At 34.6% G+C, this 14,781-nt stretch carries 24 protein-coding genes; 15 read left to right on the top strand and 9 right to left on the bottom strand.

What is annotated here, in order from left to right; all coding sequences use genetic code 11:
- The first annotated feature begins 6 nt into the window (after positions 1-6).
- Positions 7-771: an ABC transporter ATP-binding protein gene (locus MNO09_RS05865; protein WP_000009039.1), complete on the top strand. Its 765-nt coding sequence runs from the start codon at positions 7-9 to the stop codon at positions 769-771.
- Positions 764-1,570, top strand: coding sequence for an ABC transporter permease (locus tag MNO09_RS05860; RefSeq protein WP_000368787.1), 807 nt, complete (start codon positions 764-766; stop codon positions 1,568-1,570). Before MNO09_RS05865 ends, MNO09_RS05860 begins: the two co-directional genes overlap by 8 nt.
- A 33-nt stretch (positions 1,571-1,603) precedes the next feature.
- On the opposite strand, the gene MNO09_RS05855 is transcribed toward MNO09_RS05860, so the two are convergent.
- Both MNO09_RS05855 and MNO09_RS05850 read right to left on the bottom strand, forming a co-directional pair.
- Positions 1,604-1,831 (bottom strand): hypothetical protein, encoded by a 228-nt coding sequence (locus MNO09_RS05855; RefSeq protein ID WP_000849118.1) that lies wholly within the window; start codon positions 1,829-1,831, stop codon positions 1,604-1,606.
- Positions 1,832-2,045: 214 nt separating this feature from the next.
- The gene (locus MNO09_RS05850; protein ID WP_088107413.1) at positions 2,046-3,158 is read right to left on the bottom strand and encodes a hypothetical protein; all 1,113 of its coding nucleotides are present in this window, start codon (positions 3,156-3,158) and stop codon (positions 2,046-2,048) included.
- Positions 3,159-3,251: 93 nt separating this feature from the next.
- Here MNO09_RS05850 and MNO09_RS05845 point away from each other — a divergent pair, with 93 nt between their 5' ends.
- The 5 genes from MNO09_RS05845 (at position 3,252) to MNO09_RS05825 (ending at position 6,306) form a co-directional block, all read left to right on the top strand.
- Complete coding sequence (locus MNO09_RS05845) at positions 3,252-3,923, top strand: HAD family hydrolase (RefSeq protein ID WP_000617315.1); 672 nt, start codon at positions 3,252-3,254, stop codon at positions 3,921-3,923.
- Positions 3,924-4,149: 226 nt separating this feature from the next.
- Entirely contained in the window at positions 4,150-5,073 is a 924-nt protein-coding gene (locus MNO09_RS05840) for an ATP-binding protein (RefSeq protein WP_000238739.1), read from the top strand.
- Positions 5,074-5,087: 14 nt separating this feature from the next.
- Complete coding sequence (locus MNO09_RS05835; protein WP_000604190.1) at positions 5,088-5,432, top strand: hypothetical protein; 345 nt, start codon at positions 5,088-5,090, stop codon at positions 5,430-5,432.
- 27 nt (positions 5,433-5,459) lie between these two features.
- Complete coding sequence (locus MNO09_RS05830; RefSeq protein ID WP_000719388.1) at positions 5,460-5,852, top strand: hypothetical protein; 393 nt, start codon at positions 5,460-5,462, stop codon at positions 5,850-5,852.
- 13 nt (positions 5,853-5,865) lie between these two features.
- On the top strand, positions 5,866-6,306 hold the full coding sequence (locus tag MNO09_RS05825; RefSeq protein ID WP_000234732.1) for a hypothetical protein: 441 nt from the start codon (positions 5,866-5,868) through the stop codon (positions 6,304-6,306).
- A 226-nt stretch (positions 6,307-6,532) separates the two neighbouring features.
- On the opposite strand, the gene mutTA is transcribed toward MNO09_RS05825, so the two are convergent.
- Both mutTA and MNO09_RS05815 read right to left on the bottom strand, forming a co-directional pair.
- Entirely contained in the window at positions 6,533-7,012 is a 480-nt protein-coding gene (gene mutTA, locus MNO09_RS05820) for an antimutator 8-oxo-(dGTP/GTP)ase (protein WP_000276386.1), read from the bottom strand.
- Positions 7,013-7,096: 84 nt separating this feature from the next.
- Positions 7,097-7,414 carry a hypothetical protein gene (locus MNO09_RS05815; RefSeq protein WP_000435821.1) on the bottom strand — a complete coding sequence of 106 codons (318 nt, stop codon included), beginning with the start codon at positions 7,412-7,414 and terminating at the stop codon, positions 7,097-7,099.
- An 83-nt stretch (positions 7,415-7,497) separates the two neighbouring features.
- Between MNO09_RS05815 and ytzI the strand changes: the two genes are divergently transcribed.
- The 5 genes from ytzI to MNO09_RS05790 all read left to right on the top strand — a co-directional run bounded on the left by ytzI (position 7,498) and on the right by MNO09_RS05790 (position 8,841).
- Positions 7,498-7,647, top strand: coding sequence for a YtzI protein (gene ytzI / locus MNO09_RS05810; RefSeq protein ID WP_000472802.1), 150 nt, complete (start codon positions 7,498-7,500; stop codon positions 7,645-7,647).
- A 195-nt stretch (positions 7,648-7,842) separates the two neighbouring features.
- Complete coding sequence (locus tag MNO09_RS05805; RefSeq protein ID WP_000911709.1) at positions 7,843-8,073, top strand: YczI family protein; 231 nt, start codon at positions 7,843-7,845, stop codon at positions 8,071-8,073.
- Positions 8,074-8,101: 28 nt separating this feature from the next.
- Positions 8,102-8,335: a DUF3953 domain-containing protein gene (locus MNO09_RS05800; RefSeq protein ID WP_000912388.1), complete on the top strand. Its 234-nt coding sequence runs from the start codon at positions 8,102-8,104 to the stop codon at positions 8,333-8,335.
- Positions 8,336-8,359: 24 nt separating this feature from the next.
- Complete coding sequence (locus MNO09_RS05795) at positions 8,360-8,599, top strand: hypothetical protein (protein ID WP_000548100.1); 240 nt, start codon at positions 8,360-8,362, stop codon at positions 8,597-8,599.
- An 11-nt stretch (positions 8,600-8,610) separates the two neighbouring features.
- The gene (locus tag MNO09_RS05790) at positions 8,611-8,841 is read left to right on the top strand and encodes a YczI family protein (RefSeq protein WP_000475806.1); all 231 of its coding nucleotides are present in this window, start codon (positions 8,611-8,613) and stop codon (positions 8,839-8,841) included.
- A gap of 26 nt (positions 8,842-8,867) precedes the next feature.
- Here the strand turns inward: MNO09_RS05790 and MNO09_RS05785 are convergent, their stop codons facing one another.
- The 4 genes from MNO09_RS05785 to luxS all read right to left on the bottom strand — a co-directional run bounded on the left by MNO09_RS05785 (position 8,868) and on the right by luxS (position 11,242).
- Complete coding sequence (locus MNO09_RS05785) at positions 8,868-9,182, bottom strand: DMT family transporter (protein ID WP_000312450.1); 315 nt, start codon at positions 9,180-9,182, stop codon at positions 8,868-8,870.
- 1 nt (position 9,183) lies between these two features.
- Positions 9,184-9,879, bottom strand: a complete 696-nt coding sequence (locus MNO09_RS05780; RefSeq protein ID WP_000126254.1) for a DMT family transporter — start codon at positions 9,877-9,879, stop codon at positions 9,184-9,186.
- Positions 9,876-10,640, bottom strand: coding sequence for a MerR family transcriptional regulator (locus MNO09_RS05775; RefSeq protein WP_000362249.1), 765 nt, complete (start codon positions 10,638-10,640; stop codon positions 9,876-9,878). Before MNO09_RS05775 ends, MNO09_RS05780 begins: the two co-directional genes overlap by 4 nt.
- 128 nt (positions 10,641-10,768) lie before the next feature.
- Complete coding sequence (luxS, locus tag MNO09_RS05770) at positions 10,769-11,242, bottom strand: S-ribosylhomocysteine lyase LuxS (protein WP_001141373.1); 474 nt, start codon at positions 11,240-11,242, stop codon at positions 10,769-10,771.
- Between the two features lie 128 nt (positions 11,243-11,370).
- Here luxS and yidD point away from each other — a divergent pair, with 128 nt between their 5' ends.
- On the top strand, positions 11,371-11,607 hold the full coding sequence (yidD, locus tag MNO09_RS05765) for a membrane protein insertion efficiency factor YidD (RefSeq protein ID WP_000809334.1): 237 nt from the start codon (positions 11,371-11,373) through the stop codon (positions 11,605-11,607).
- On the opposite strand, the gene MNO09_RS05760 is transcribed toward yidD, so the two are convergent.
- Positions 11,604-12,167: a beta-class carbonic anhydrase gene (locus tag MNO09_RS05760; protein WP_000838167.1), complete on the bottom strand. Its 564-nt coding sequence runs from the start codon at positions 12,165-12,167 to the stop codon at positions 11,604-11,606. The genes yidD and MNO09_RS05760 overlap by 4 nt on opposite strands.
- A 224-nt stretch (positions 12,168-12,391) precedes the next feature.
- On the opposite strand from MNO09_RS05760, the gene cydA reads away from it, so the two are divergent.
- Together cydA and cydB are read left to right on the top strand one after the other, a co-directional pair.
- Entirely contained in the window at positions 12,392-13,741 is a 1,350-nt protein-coding gene (gene cydA / locus MNO09_RS05755) for a cytochrome ubiquinol oxidase subunit I (protein ID WP_001286184.1), read from the top strand.
- Positions 13,731-14,759 (top strand): cytochrome d ubiquinol oxidase subunit II, encoded by a 1,029-nt coding sequence (cydB, locus tag MNO09_RS05750; RefSeq protein ID WP_000017650.1) that lies wholly within the window; start codon positions 13,731-13,733, stop codon positions 14,757-14,759. The genes cydA and cydB overlap by 11 nt, the downstream gene beginning before the upstream one ends.
- Positions 14,760-14,781 lie beyond the last annotated feature (22 nt).

Here is a 14,781-nt window from a genome sequence, read left to right as displayed (position 1 = left end):
AAGTGTATGAGTTTTTTACAAATACGTAACGTTTCTCACTGCTTTTTCGCAAAAGAGAATGCTAAATTGATTCTCGAAGACATGAGTTTACAAGTGGAAGAAGGCGAATTTATTTCTATACTCGGTCCAAGTGGTTGCGGCAAAACAACACTCCTCTCCATTATTGCCGGGTTACTTGATCCTATTGAAGGTATCGTCTTTTTAGATGGTGAGCCCATTACAACGAAAACTGCATCTATGGGATATATGTTGCAGCAAGATTACTTGTTTCCTTGGAAAACAATCGAAGAAAACATCATGCTTGGGCTTCATACGCGAAAGATTTACGATGAACAGACGAAAGAACACACTTTAAAGCTTTTAAAACAAGTCGGTCTACATGATGTAGAAGAGCAATACCCTCGTGAACTGTCCGGCGGTATGCGTCAACGTGCCGCTCTCGTTCGGACGTTAGCGACCGATCCGAAAATTTTATTGCTAGATGAACCTTTTTCCGCTCTCGATTATCAAACGAAGTTGAAACTAGAAGATCTCGTCTTCACATTATTACGTAACTATAAAAAAACATCACTACTCGTGACACATGATATTGAAGAAGCCATTGCGATGAGTGATCGTATTTATTTACTACAAGCGAACCCTGGAAAAATCGCAAAAACATTTATCGTCCCAGAAAGCATCCGTTCCTTATCACCGTTAGAATCACGCCACCACCATGACTTCCCAAACCTCTTCCAAGATATATGGAAGGAGCTGGAGCGCCTTGGATAACATAAAGCAACTGCATGAACAGTTTCGGAAGAAAGAACGTAGGCGCGCATGGTTAGCACGCTCACTGCAGCTTTTACTACTCATTCTTTTCTTTGCACTATGGGAAATAGCTAGCAAAAAAGAGTGGATTGATCCTTTACTCTTTAGCTCTCCTTCAAGCATTTGGGATCTCTTCCTTAGTAAATGGATTGACGGTTCGCTGTGGGTTCACATATGGACGACATTACTTGAAACAGGAGTAGGCTTCATTCTTGGAACAGTGCTCGGCGCTATTATCGCTACTTTTCTTTGGTGGATGCCACTTCTCGCTCGCGTGCTCGACCCCTATCTCGTCGTCCTAAACGCCATGCCAAAAGTGGCACTTGGACCCATTATTATTGTAATCTTCGGTCCAAATATTTCTTCGTCGATTGCAATGGGGGTAATCATTTCCATCATCATTACCATTCTCGTTATTTACAGCGCATTTCAAGAAGTCGATTCTAACTATATAAAAGTGATGGACACATTTGGCGCGAATAAATGGCAATGTTATAAGCAAGTCGTTCTCCCTGCATCCTTCCCAGCAATTATTTCAACGTTAAAAGTGAACGTTGGTTTATCATGGGTCGGTGTTATATTCGGCGAACTTCTCGTCTCTAAACAAGGTCTTGGCTACTTAATTAGCTACGGATTCCAAGTGTTTAATTTCACGCTCGTCTTACTGAGCGTACTACTCACCTGCGTCCTCGCAACACTTATGTATGTGTTTGTTGAGGCATTTGAAAAACTTTTAATTGGAAAACGAAAAAGAAGCTGACTTAGGACGATAGACTATAGTCAGCTTCTTTCTTTACCTTTTATCACACATCTTTGTTTCATTTGTAACGTTTCCATCCGCAACCGTAACTGTATGGAAACAATCTTTCACACGTACTGTAACGACATTTTCTTTTCGATCTATTACATGATAATCATCATACTTTTTATTTAATGCACTACGAATTTGCTCTCCTTCAAAAATCGGAAAACCGTGAGACATTACCCAAATGAGACCAGCAACCGCAAGAATCGTTTTCATACGTTTCATTACCTCCTTGAGAGTAAACTTATAGTCCCTACAATATGCGCATTATAATTGTGTCTAATTTGTGACATTTTTATACTAATTCTCTTTTAAAGCTTCAGTTCCTTCTTCTTTTTTAAAAAAAGACAGAATTTTCAATTTTATCAACATAAAAAACGCAAAGAACTAAAATTCTTTACGTTTTCTTGGCTAAAATATATACCTTTCATTATTGTCCGCTTTGTTGTTCTATCGTTTTTGAGATATCATCTAATCCCGCCAACACTTCCGCTCTCATTTTTACAAGCTCAGGGAACTGATAGAAGAACGCAATTTTTTTATACTTTAACTCCGATCCTTCTTTCACCTTTTTTGAATCTTGCAAAATAAATGCTGTAAACGTATCTGCAATATCTTCCGCTACATTTGTCGTTCCATACTGTGATACAAACTCCTCATGCTTTTCTTTAAAAAATTCAATTTGAGTTTCTTCACTTTCTTCCACTTTCTTTTCTGTCCACTCCTGCTCAATGTCCTTCCAGAAAGAGTTATAAAATTGATAAATATAAGATTTTCCCTTCGCACATCCCTCTTGTAAGAAAAGTGTTTCACAGTTATTTCGGTACGTTGAAATATCTTTATCTTCTTCAAAATCCTTTACATACTTTTCATCTACTGGTATTTGCTTATGCCCGAGCGTCAACACGTGAGCCGTCTCATGAATTAATGTTTTCATCACTTCATCGATATTTACCGCAGAATCAAGCGTATCTAAGCTAAAAATCCAATCTTTCGGATTCTCCATACTAGGCATAACGTGGGCAACAACGCCATCATAACCGTCCGTTATTAAATCAAATTCTGTTATATTCCCGCGATATTTAGCTGGAATGAGAGTACGGTACATATCCCATAAGTCCTCATGATACCCTCTATCTTGACGCTGTTGTAGCACCTCTTCTTTCGCTTCTTTATCTTCAGCGAATACTTTATTTAAACGTTTTCGTTCTATTTTTTCAAAATAAGGATCTACAATTTCATCACCATCAATATAATAAGAAGCTAAAAAGAAATAATTTTCGTCATCCTCTTTTTTCTGCTCTGCCCATTTCATATCCGCATTTTCATGCTCTTCTATATCATAATCTTCTACTGCTTCAAGCTCAGATAATCCATCTATTTTTTCATATACTTTTTGAAGTTTATTATCTCCTATTTCCACGCATTCTTCTTCTGTTTTACAAACTTCTTTTTCCTTCACACTCTTCATAGAACTATCGCATCCTGCTATTAAACCAATTGCGACGATACCCCCTACTAACTTGCCATACAGTTCCTTCATATAAACCTCCGTCGTTCCATTCTACAAAAATATCATAATCATTTTTTAACGAATATGCGATAATTAATTATACAAACTGTAAGGAGGTTTCCCATGATTCGAGCAGTCTTATTCGACTTAGATGGAACACTATTAGATCGGCGCCAATCTCTAGAACAATTTATTCATGATCAATATAATCGCTTTGCCTCTCACTTAATGAACATAGAAAAATCAGAGTATTATTCTCGATTTCTTGAGCTAGATAATAATGGCTATACGTGGAAGGATAAAGTATATGCTACTCTCCTTTGCGAATACAACATTACCACTTTAACACCAGAGCAACTGCTGCACGACTACATTACAAACTTTCAACATCATTGTATTCCTTTCCAAAATATGCATGAATTACTTCAGCGTTTAACAGAACAAAATATTAAAATTGGGATTATTACAAATGGCTTTACTGACTTTCAAATGAATAATCTTCGCTCACTAAACATACATACGTATACAAATACAATTCTCGTTTCAGAAGCGGAAGGAATTAAAAAACCACATCCTGAAATTTTCGAACGAGCTTTGCAAAAGCTAGACGTTAAGGCCGCAGAGTGTCTTTACGTTGGAGATCATCCAGAAAACGATGTGCTTGGTTCTGAACGAGTAGGAATTCTTGGTGTGTGGAAGAGAGATTTGTTTTGGGGTGACTTTGAACATCCACGCACGGTGAACGCTTTGTTAGAGGTGCTTTCGTTTGTAGAGGTAAAGATGAAAACAATATGATAGTAAATAAATTACATCGGCAATTATTTTAACATATCAATTTTGCAATATTAATAGCAGGCTAATAGCGGAAGAAGACTGTTCAAAAATAACCTTTTAAAACAGCCTTCTTTCGTTATTTATAAATCAACTATAATTTTTCGAATTGGATTTATTTAACTTTTTATATTAAAATGTTTAAGTAAAACATTATAAAGATATCCTTATATACAACAGGAGTGATTTTATGGTTAAAATCGGAAATAGAATAGAAAAAACAAATCCTTCCTCATCTAAAGAAATTATTCAAAAACCAAGTGCATCATTTACTACTGAAAAGCCTAAATATTCTTTCGATGACATTATACTTAATGAAAAAACAAAAGAGGAACTTTTAAATGTATTATCTTATCAAAAGAATAGCGAAGTTGTTTTTGAAGAATGGGGACTTAATAATACCCATAAATTTTCAAAAAAAATTGGGATTAATTTATATGGTGATCCTGGCACAGGAAAAACTATGGCTGCTCACGCAATTGCACATAAGCTTCAACGTGACTTAATGGTAGTAAACTATGCTGATATTGAATCAAAGTACGTTGGAGAAACTGCAAAAAACTTAGTACATATTTTTCAAGTTGCTAAGGAAACAAATAGCATTTTATTTTTCGACGAAGCTGATGCAATGCTAAGTAGACGTGTTACCAATATGTCTAACTCTACTGATGTAAGTGTAAACCAAACTCGTTCTGTTTTACTCATGTTACTAAACGATCATCAAGATATTATTTTATTTGCAACAAACTTTATCTCTAATTTTGACCCTGCATTTATGAGAAGAATTTTAGCTCATATACACTTTTCATTACCTGATGCAGAACAAAGAGAAAATCTATGGCGAAAATTAATCCCTCGCGAACTTCCGCAAAGTCTCGATTTAACTGAAATGGCAACTGAATACCCAGGAGTCACTGGAAGCGATATATCTAACGCTATTTTAAATGCAGCATTTGCTGCAGCTAGAAAAAATGAATCTCATGTCTCTGATAAATACTTTAAAGACTCTATATCAAACATATTAAAAAGTAAAAGGCATAATCATCAACAAAATATTAAAACTACCGATCGGATTGTTGATGAAAAATATGTAAAAACACAATTACAAAAATAACAGGAGGATTTAATATGATTTTAACTTCACTCATAGTCGGCGCCGGAATTTTAATAGGTGGTAGTTTATTAGCTAGATATTGGAATAGTGTAGTTGATTGGTTAAAACGAGCTATTTCTAAAGTACAAGAAATGATGCAAACGGTCATTTACGGTACAAAAGTTTTCATCAAAAAAATGTATGAAGCTATGCAAGAAATTTCAAAACACTACACTCGTGACCAACAAGGGCAATGGCATGAAACTGTTGTAACTCGTGAAGTATCAGAATACGATGTGCCACCCGAAATTTTAGCAAAAGCTAATAAAACTTCTCAAGAAACTGATATAACTCATGAATTAGAATTACAATTAAATTAACATAATTGAGGAAGGAAAATAAAAATCATGAAAAAAATAGGAGATTTTAAAAAATTCATATCATTTTTAGAAGATACGGAAGAGTTCATAAAAGTATTTAAACAGTTTCTTCCATCGCCAAAAATGCAATATAACTTAAATGAAATCGCTGAACTATACTCAAAAAGTACAGAAGAAATTATAAAAAAAATAGAAGTAAAAGAAGAATTAACATTTGCAGGTGGCATTTTCAAAATAACTTACACGTCTTCTAAAGAATTTAAAGTATCAATGGAAGGTTACTTTCAAGATTCGGCCAAAAAATGGGTAAAGAAAGAGACCAATAATTTACTTCCAACATCAAATTTAACAGAAAGCGCCTTAAAAGAATTACAGGATGCTAAAGAAGTATCCTATGAAATCTCTAATTCAGCTGAATAAGGGGGGATTACATATGGTCATTATATTGTATATATTAGGCGCTCTCTTTTGTTTAGGTATTATACTTGTATTACTGCGCTTTATAGGACAACTATTATTAGTTGCTATAGGAATGGCCCTTATAATAGGGGTAGGATTTTTAATTGTTGCCTTTTTCCCTTGGTCCTTAATTATACTAGCTATACTTTTCACCCTCGGTTACTTTATGGATAAATCTATTGATAAAAAAGTAAAATCATACTTTTATCAATACGAAATGGGAACTTATACAGACATTGTAAACTTCATCGATAGTAAGGATAGTGCAAATCAAGTACAAGACAAATTAAATGATCTTGTTCAAAAAGGGGTAATAGAACGTTTAGAGTTTAATCAAAATCAAATTGCTTATCGCTGTTTAGAAAAAAGAACTTATCCCAAAGGAGTTATTACTCACCATATTTCTTTAGACTAATATATAAACATCCACTTCAAGAGAGGGGCCTAATTCAGGGTCCCTCTCTTGTTTACCTTATTCATTAAATAATTTCATTCTATAACCTTCCTCGATAAATGATACAACGAAATCTACTTCAAAAAAAAACAGCCACATAAGTTCTTTTTTAATAAAAATATAATGTCCCTCAAATATCTTAGAAAATTAATCAAAATCAACCTCAATAAAAAAGAAACCGGCCACTTTACTTCGTAAAACAGCCGATTTCTTCTATATGTTTCATCGTGCGCGCCAATACATCGTCACGCATTATAAAGCTAAATTTTCTATCCGTTTTAATATTGTCAGGAATGTCTGTTAATAAAACAGATCCTTTCGTTTCTTCGTAATGCGTATGTTCTTCTACCGCACTAATTGTTGCAAAATAAATGTTTTTAATGATTATTTTGTCTTTTCCAGATACTTTATATTGTCCTAAGTAAGTTAAATCAGAAACTATGCCGCCAGTTTCTTCATGAACCTCTCGAACTGCCGCTTCTTCCGGTGTTTCCCCTAGTTCTACTTTACCACCTGGAAATTCAAGACCGCGACGTAAATGATGCGTTAATAACCATTGATCCCCGTACCGGCATACAACCCAAACATGCTTTGGCTCAGGAGAAAATGGATAACGTTCAAACGATAATTGTACAGTGTTGTGGTAATAATCTTTAAATTTGTACATGCCATTACTCCCCTATTGATGGTTACAAGTTTTTCCTACCACAAATTGTAGCATATTCTCGCTTTTCTGCATAATATTATCCAATTACAATCCATTGATTATTCCCATTTGCGCGACTAATTCTTTCGTCTCATGATTACCTAAATCGTAAATCATTTTATATGCTTTTTGTAGTTGTTCATCATATCGGTCATTATTCGAATCGTGATGATACTCAACAAATGGAACGTGAGAACGTACAAATGAACCTAAATCCTCTACATATGCTTGATCGAAGTACTCTCTTAATTCCGTAATTTCCTCATCACTTGCGGAAATCTCAAAATTATACGTATCCGCCGTCTTCACTTGTGAAATTTGACCATTTCCTATTGATATATAATATGTTTTTTTCTGCTCCATGTAACACCCTTCTTTCATCCTTTTAATTTCTATTGTTTTCATCAATTACAAAATTATGTAAAATAAAGAAAAGGAGGGATTACATGTTCAAAATATTAATTATCGGTATTATAATCGTCCTAGTCATACTAGTACTCTCCGTCATGACGATTAATAAAGGCTACGCTTATAAACATTCTGTTGATAAACCAGAAGATAACCCTTATACAAAAAACAGCAAGAAGAATTCATAATACACTTCATATACTACTTATTTTAACCCACATCATATCCAGCATTCGTTTACTGTCAGGTCAACATAACTTTCTACTACTTTTACAATCTCTATTAGGAGCTTTACTGTTTCTTATTACCATTGAACAAATAAGGAAAAAGGATTCATTTTGATTGTTCTCATTATCAACTATATAAAATAACTGGAGGTATATATGCTAAAAGGGATACAGATTACTTTTTCACTTATTGCTTTATGTATAGCAATCTATGGATTTTTTACTGGCAATAGAGAAATAATGCCTTACATGTTCATTTTCTTAGGGGCTATGGCTTTCACTATAGGTTTAGAGGAAATAAAAAAACAGAAACAATCTAGCAGCATACTCACTTTCATGGCTGGTGCTGGTGCTTTATTTCTTGGCTTCTCAGAACTATTTCGGTAAATAGTTTATTTAAAAAGGGGAGATTTATATGCTAAAAATCTTTCGCATTATATCCGCTCTTATCGTCATCGCTCTCGCTCTATCCGGAATGTTGACAAACGCACTTGTTACATTGCCTTATATGCTCATCGCCTTATCTATTATGACCTTCATCATGAGTGCAGAAGAAAAACAGAAACAAAAGAAAGTACATAGTACACTCTCCTTCCTTGCTGGCGTATTCACTTTAATCGTTGCTATTATAATTTTTGTCTCTCAATAACTATCTTTCTACTAGGAGGTTAAGATGCATATAAGAAAATTACAGCTAACCATCGTTTTTATTACTTTAATCTTATGCTTATACAGCACCTTTACAATGAACTTTCAAACCTTTTCACCTATCATTTTGTTCCTCTTTAGTTTATATGGCATTTTAGTAGGAATTGAGACGATTCAAAAACAACAAAAACAAATTGGAGCTATTAGCATCGGTTTAAGTCTTTTTACGATTGTTTTTATTATTCCATTTATAATGTTCTTTTAAAGGAGGATTATATGTTTAAAAACATTCGAATTATAATAGCTACTATCGCACTTATTCTCGCCCTATTTAGCTTCTTCGCAAACCTCTCTATGCTTTTACCATACGTTTTTATCCTTTTGAGTATTATGTTTATCCTTTTTGGAATCGATGAAATAAAAGAGCGACAAAAAGCAAAAGCATTTGTTTATTTTCTCGGTTCTGCCTTTATTTTATATGTTGGGGTGTCTAGTATACTTTCATAAAAAAGAAGAGCATGTTTTGCTCTTCTTTAACTCACCATTTTCAACCCAATAATCGTCCCCATAATTCCAACGATACAAATAATCCGAAAAGCATTTTTCGGCTCTTGAAAGAATAAAATACCGACAACTGCTGCCCCGAGCGTCCCAATTCCAGTCCAAACTGCATATGCAATTGATAACTGAATTTCTTGGAGCGCCATCGTTAAAAATTGAAAACTAATAATAAATCCACCTATTAAAATAATATTATTCGTCCAATTATTATCTTTTGCTACTTTCTTTATCCCAATTACACCGACAATTTCAAAAAGCCCAGCTATAATTAAATACATCCACGCCATTTTATTTCACCTCTTCCTTGTCGCCACTAAATTTCAATCCGATAATAAATAGTGCTAAAAAACAAACAAGGAAAATTTTAATAAACGAAAATGGCTCTTTAAAATATAAAATATCTACTACTATCGTTCCCACTGTCCCAATTCCAGTAAATACTGCATATGCCGTTCCAATTGGGATTCTTTTAGTTGCTTCAATTAATAGATGAAAACTAACTAAAATTGCAATAAGTGTCAAAATGCTCATCGAATTTGTTTTTAATCCTGTTGCCCAATATATTTCGATTAAGCCTCCAAATACTAAATACAACCACGCCCTATTTGTACTAATCTCCTTTTTCTTTTCCACTCCTTCCTTTACCTCTTGTCGTGTTTCTTGCTTTAGCGAACTACGTTTCTTTTTCGGAAAAAAGATATACGACATCGCCCATATAAAATGAATAATGAGCACCGATGTCCAAACACTGATAATGGTATTAACAGTTTCATTTTTATAAAAGCCTATTTGTTTATTCAAAATCCATTCTTTCATATGAAGAATATAAGATCCACTTGGTAACTCTTGAGCTGGTACAAGCCCTATTAGAAAAATAAATAAAAGCTGCGCAAGAATGAAAATGCCCACATGTTTATAAAAGTATTGCCGCTCTAATCGTGCGTGCCCCTTTCCATATAGCTTCTCTTTTTGCATAGCTGTCATTTATCTTCCTCCTTTTTCAAATAATAATCTACCATTTCATCTATATACTTCATTGTTTCCGAATCAAGTCCATATACTTTTGCAATCTCCCCCTCTTCAGGTCTAATTAATTCCCAATACTTATTTATTAATTGTTCATCTTCTTGAAATATATGCATGGAAAAAGTCACTACTTTTTCCGCCAATTGTTGAACTTCTGGTGAATCTACTGGTTCATTTATACGCTCGCGAATTTCTCTTAATACTTGCAGCCACTCTTTCGTTCTTTTATCGTTTTCTTCAAATGTTGGTAAGCCCTGAATAATCTGCTGCTCTTCCTCATTAAAATATCTTTTCCAAAATTTCTCCCTCTGATCAATTCCCTGTACTGATTTTATAAATAACATTAAATCTTCTGTTCTAAGCTCTCCTGTTAATTCAATGGAATGAAATGTTGTATATAGTAGCTTTTCTAAATCCTGTAATCTTTTTACTTCCCCTTGTATTGTTTGAATTTCATTTTGAATCGCATTTTTCCATCTTCCTTCTTCTGAAATCCCCTTTTCTTCTTTTAATACTTCTTTTATTTCTGAAAGCTTAAAACCAAGCTTTTTAAAAGTTGTGATTTGCTGCAATGTAATTACATCATCTTTTGAATAGTAACGATATCCTGAATCAGCAACATAAGACGGTCTTAACAATCCAATTTCCTCATAATATCTAAGTGTTCTCGTCGTTACATTCGTTTCTTTTGAAATTTCGCCAATGCTATACTTATCCATCATTTCCTCCCTTTACTTACTTTATTTATCCCTACTATAAACTTTGACGTATACGTTAAAGTCAATACTCTTCATAACATATATTTCTACAAATAAAAAAACTGCCCTTTCACAGGCAGTTTTTCTTTCTATCCAAATACTTTCTCAAGTTCATCTTTATCTTGGCTTAACCAGAAGTTCATTAAGCGTTGTGCTCCTTCTAAGTCGTGAAGCTTCGCTTGGCCACATTGTGTTTCATTTGCAGCTGGAATTTCTGTAATTTGAACCGCATCTTTTAATGTTAGTTCTAATAAATCAATAACTTCTCGAACTGTTGGTGTTCCGCTTACTACAAGATAATATCCTGTTTGGCAGCCCATTGGTGAAATATCAATAATATCAAAATGCGGATAACGATCAATATATTTACGTAAATTGAATGCTAATAAATGTTCTAACGTATGAATAACATCTGGTTTCATTGCTTGTTTATTCGGTTGGCAAAAACGAATATCGAATTTATTTACAATACCGTCACTACCTACGTTGTGAACTCCGCAATGTCTTACATAAGGCGCCTTTACAATCGTATGATCTAATTCAAAGCTTTCTACTGATGGCATACAACATCTCTCCCGCTTTTAATTTAATTCCGTTATATCCAATATGATATAACGGAAATCAACATTAGTAAAGTATTATGTACAGTCGTGCTATAATACTTTAAGACTATGCTGAAAAGGAGACCATTATGAAACAGATTTTTATTGGGATTATACGCTTTTATCAAAAATTCATTTCTCCAATGACACCACCAACATGCCGCTTTTATCCAACTTGTTCTCATTACGGATTAGAAGCATTTCAAAAACATGGTGCTCTGAAAGGATTTTGGCTTACATGCAAGCGTATATTAAAATGTCACCCTTTCCACCCGGGAGGATTTGATCCTGTCCCAGATAAAAAGGATGACAAAGTAAATTCTTAATTATCGTAGCCATTCACAACTAAATCTAACTTTCCTGTATCAGGATCTATAACAAGACCGTGAACAGGTACTTCTTCAGGAAGTAACGGATGGTTGCGAAGTATTGATACGCTATGTTCTACACTTTCTTCTACACTAGAGAATCCTTGTAGGAATCTTTCTAAATCGATTCCAGAATAACGAAGTGTATCTAATTTCTCTTCTGTTATACCGCGCTCTTTCATCTTCTCAATTGTACTGCTTGCTTGAATTTTTGCCATACCACAATCATGGTGACCAACTACACAAACTTCATCAGCACCAAGCTCATATACAGCAACTAAAATACTACGCATAATACTTCCAAACGGATGTGAAATAACAGCGCCTGCTACTTTAATAATTTTCACATCACCGTTACGCATATTCATCGCTTTCGGTAATAATTCAACAAGACGAGTATCCATACAAGAGATAATTACCATCTTTTTGTTTGGAAATTTACCTGTTTCGTACTCTTCGTATTTTTTTTCTTCAACGAATTTTTCATTGTATTGTAAAATCTCTTCTAATGACTTCATAGTAAAGAACCCTCTTTTCTCTCATTTACATTACTTATATAGTGTACCAAAATTTAAAAAACTCAAAAAGGATATTGCTTTATAGTAAAAATAAGATATTTTCAGATAACCGACATAATTCTTTCAAAATATACACACACCTTTGTAACAAGTCCCCCCTATTTAAAACGTATTTTCACTATAAACTGATTGTAGATAATGTAAAAAAGGAGTGAATATTCATTATGTCCGACGTTCTGTTACTGAGTCGTTTTCAATTTGCAATTACTATTTTTTATCACTTTTTATTTGTACCTTTGACAATCGGACTTGTTATTTTAGTAGCATGTATGGAAACTCAATACGCCCGCACATTGAATCCAACATACCGCAAAATGGCAAATTTCTGGGGTAAATTATTTACAATTAACTTCGTAATGGGGATTATAACCGGGATTACGATGGAGTTCCAATTTGGAACAAACTGGTCTGAGTACTCCAAATATATGGGAGATATTTTTGGATCACCTCTCGCAATCGAAGCACTCGTTGCCTTCTTCTTAGAATCTACTTTCATGGGAATATGGTTATTCGGTAAAGACAAAATTTCACCAAAGTTCCGTGCCTTCTGTATGTGGATGGTTGCACTTGGAACAAATATTTCCGCCCTTTGGATTATTACAGCAAACGGCTTTATGCAAAACCCAGTTGGCTACGTCGTACGTAACGGCCGCGCTGAATTAAATGATTTCTGGGCACTTGTTACAAATCCATATGCGTGGAACATGTTCTTCCATACGGTAATTAGTTGTTATATCGTTGGTGCTTTCTTCGTTATGGCAATTAGTGCCTATCATTTATTACGTAAAAACGAAGTTGAATTCTTCAAAAAATCATTTAAGTTTGGTTTAATGTTAGGTTTATTCGCTGCAACTGTTACACCGTTTATGGGGCATCAGTCTGGTGTATCAGCAGCTAAATACCAGCCAGCTAAAGGTGCTGCGATGGAAGCTGTTTGGGAAACTGGAAAAGGACAAGGATTCTCGATTGTTCAAATTCCTGATGTAAAAAACGAAAAAAACTTTGAATTCCTTACTATTCCGAAACTAGGAAGTTTCTTCTACACAAACTCATTTGATGGCGAAATTGTTGGTTTAAAAGATATCCCGAAAGATGAACGTCCAAATGTTAACCTCGTGTACTATAGCTTCCGCTTAATGGTTGCACTTGGTATGTTCTTTATGGCATTAACTTGGTACGGTTTCTACTTAAACCGAAAAGGAAAACTAGAAAACTCAAAACGTTATTTAAAAATCACAATGTGGTCTGTTTTACTACCATATATCGCAATTAACGCTGGGTGGATTGTTGCCGAAGTAGGTCGTCAACCATGGACAGTATATAAACTGATGCGTACAGCGGAATCTGTATCACCTATATCTGTTCCACAAATTTGGTTCTCCTTAATTAGTTTAATCTTGTTCTACACATTACTTTTAATCGCAGATGTATACTTAATGCTAAAGTACGCGAAAAAAGGACCTGCTGCATTAGAAGAGCCTGCTACTGAAGGAGGTGCGGCTCATGTCTCATGATATGCTCGCAATCATCTGGTTTGGTTTATGGGGCGTAATTTGGACAGTTTACTTCATTCTTGATGGCTACGCACTCGGTAACGGGATGATTTTCCCATTCGTTGCGAAAGACCGACAAGAACGAAATCAATTACAAGAAGCAATCGGCCCATTCTGGGGTGGTAATGAAGTATGGTTAATTACAGCTGGTGGCGCAACATTTGCTGCCTTTCCAGTCACATATGCAAATATGTTTAGTTATTTATATACACCACTATTTTTAGTATTACTTGCACTGTTTGCTCGTGCTGCCGGACTTGAATTTATGCATAAAGACGATTCACCAATTTGGCAAAAAACTTGTAAATGGGCATTTACAATTGGTAGTTTCCTAATCGCCTTCTTATTCGGTGTTACATTCGCTAACCTTTATTACGGACTACAAATCGGAAAAAATGGGTACGAAGGAAATTTACTTAGCTTACTAAATCATTATGGTATTTTAGGAGGTCTGTTCTTCACTGCTATATTCGTCGTATCTGGTGCCCTTTGGGTTATGATTAAAACGACTGGTGAAGTATCGGATCGTGCTTATAAAATCGCAAGACCATTTTCAATGGCAGCTGCTATCATTTTAGCTATCTTCTATGTAGCAACTGCAAATCGTACAAATTTATTCCAAAACTTCACAGAATATCCGGTACTATTCATTCTTCCGGTACTTGCCATGTTAATGAGTGTACTCGCACTTATTATGGTGTACAAACATAAAATCGGTCTTGCATTCACATTCGTTTGCTTAACAATCGCAATGTTTATGACAACTGGCTTTGCAGGTATGTTCCCAAGAATGTTACCGTCACGTATTAACGACGCATATAGCACAACGTTATACAACGCAGCAGGTAGTCAATTAAATTTAAAAATTATGTTCTTCGTGGCAATGGTTATGGTACCGATTGTTATTGGATATCAACTTTGGAGCTACAGTATCTTTAAAAATAAAATTCATAAAGACTCTGCTAAAGGGTATCACTAAAATGAAAAAAGACACTTCGTTT

Source organism: Bacillus sp. N5-665, assembly GCF_022637375.2.
GTDB classification, from domain to species: Bacteria; Bacillota; Bacilli; order Bacillales; family Bacillaceae_G; genus Bacillus_A; species Bacillus_A wiedmannii.
This window is presented reverse-complemented; position numbering and strand designations above follow the sequence as displayed.

Bases quoted from the DNA above. Each gene is read 5' to 3' on its own strand.
- MNO09_RS05855 (WP_000849118.1), bottom strand. From the start codon at position 1,831: ATGAAAACGATTCTTGCGGTTGCTGGTCTCATTTGGGTAATGTCTCAC.
- MNO09_RS05800 (WP_000912388.1), top strand. From the start codon at position 8,102: ATGCTAAAAATCTTTCGCATTATATCCGCTCTTATCGTCATCGCTCTC.
- mutTA (WP_000276386.1), bottom strand. From the start codon at position 7,012: ATGTACAAATTTAAAGATTATTACCACAACACTGTACAATTATCGTTT.
- MNO09_RS05815 (WP_000435821.1), bottom strand. From the start codon at position 7,414: ATGGAGCAGAAAAAAACATATTATATATCAATAGGAAATGGTCAAATT.
- MNO09_RS05795 (WP_000548100.1), top strand. From the start codon at position 8,360: ATGCATATAAGAAAATTACAGCTAACCATCGTTTTTATTACTTTAATC.
- MNO09_RS05805 (WP_000911709.1), top strand. From the start codon at position 7,843: ATGCTAAAAGGGATACAGATTACTTTTTCACTTATTGCTTTATGTATA.
- cydA (WP_001286184.1), top strand. From the start codon at position 12,392: ATGTCCGACGTTCTGTTACTGAGTCGTTTTCAATTTGCAATTACTATT.
- ytzI (WP_000472802.1), top strand. From the start codon at position 7,498: ATGTTCAAAATATTAATTATCGGTATTATAATCGTCCTAGTCATACTA.
- MNO09_RS05865 (WP_000009039.1), top strand. From the start codon at position 7: ATGAGTTTTTTACAAATACGTAACGTTTCTCACTGCTTTTTCGCAAAA.
- MNO09_RS05850 (WP_088107413.1), bottom strand. From the start codon at position 3,158: ATGAAGGAACTGTATGGCAAGTTAGTAGGGGGTATCGTCGCAATTGGT.
- MNO09_RS05760 (WP_000838167.1), bottom strand. From the start codon at position 12,167: ATGAAGTCATTAGAAGAGATTTTACAATACAATGAAAAATTCGTTGAA.
- MNO09_RS05790 (WP_000475806.1), top strand. From the start codon at position 8,611: ATGTTTAAAAACATTCGAATTATAATAGCTACTATCGCACTTATTCTC.
- MNO09_RS05840 (WP_000238739.1), top strand. From the start codon at position 4,150: ATGGTTAAAATCGGAAATAGAATAGAAAAAACAAATCCTTCCTCATCT.
- MNO09_RS05780 (WP_000126254.1), bottom strand. From the start codon at position 9,879: ATGACAGCTATGCAAAAAGAGAAGCTATATGGAAAGGGGCACGCACGA.
- MNO09_RS05830 (WP_000719388.1), top strand. From the start codon at position 5,460: ATGAAAAAAATAGGAGATTTTAAAAAATTCATATCATTTTTAGAAGAT.
- luxS (WP_001141373.1), bottom strand. From the start codon at position 11,242: ATGCCATCAGTAGAAAGCTTTGAATTAGATCATACGATTGTAAAGGCG.
- cydB (WP_000017650.1), top strand. From the start codon at position 13,731: ATGTCTCATGATATGCTCGCAATCATCTGGTTTGGTTTATGGGGCGTA.
- MNO09_RS05835 (WP_000604190.1), top strand. From the start codon at position 5,088: ATGATTTTAACTTCACTCATAGTCGGCGCCGGAATTTTAATAGGTGGT.
- yidD (WP_000809334.1), top strand. From the start codon at position 11,371: ATGAAACAGATTTTTATTGGGATTATACGCTTTTATCAAAAATTCATT.
- MNO09_RS05825 (WP_000234732.1), top strand. From the start codon at position 5,866: ATGGTCATTATATTGTATATATTAGGCGCTCTCTTTTGTTTAGGTATT.
- MNO09_RS05785 (WP_000312450.1), bottom strand. From the start codon at position 9,182: ATGGCGTGGATGTATTTAATTATAGCTGGGCTTTTTGAAATTGTCGGT.
- MNO09_RS05845 (WP_000617315.1), top strand. From the start codon at position 3,252: ATGATTCGAGCAGTCTTATTCGACTTAGATGGAACACTATTAGATCGG.
- MNO09_RS05775 (WP_000362249.1), bottom strand. From the start codon at position 10,640: ATGGATAAGTATAGCATTGGCGAAATTTCAAAAGAAACGAATGTAACG.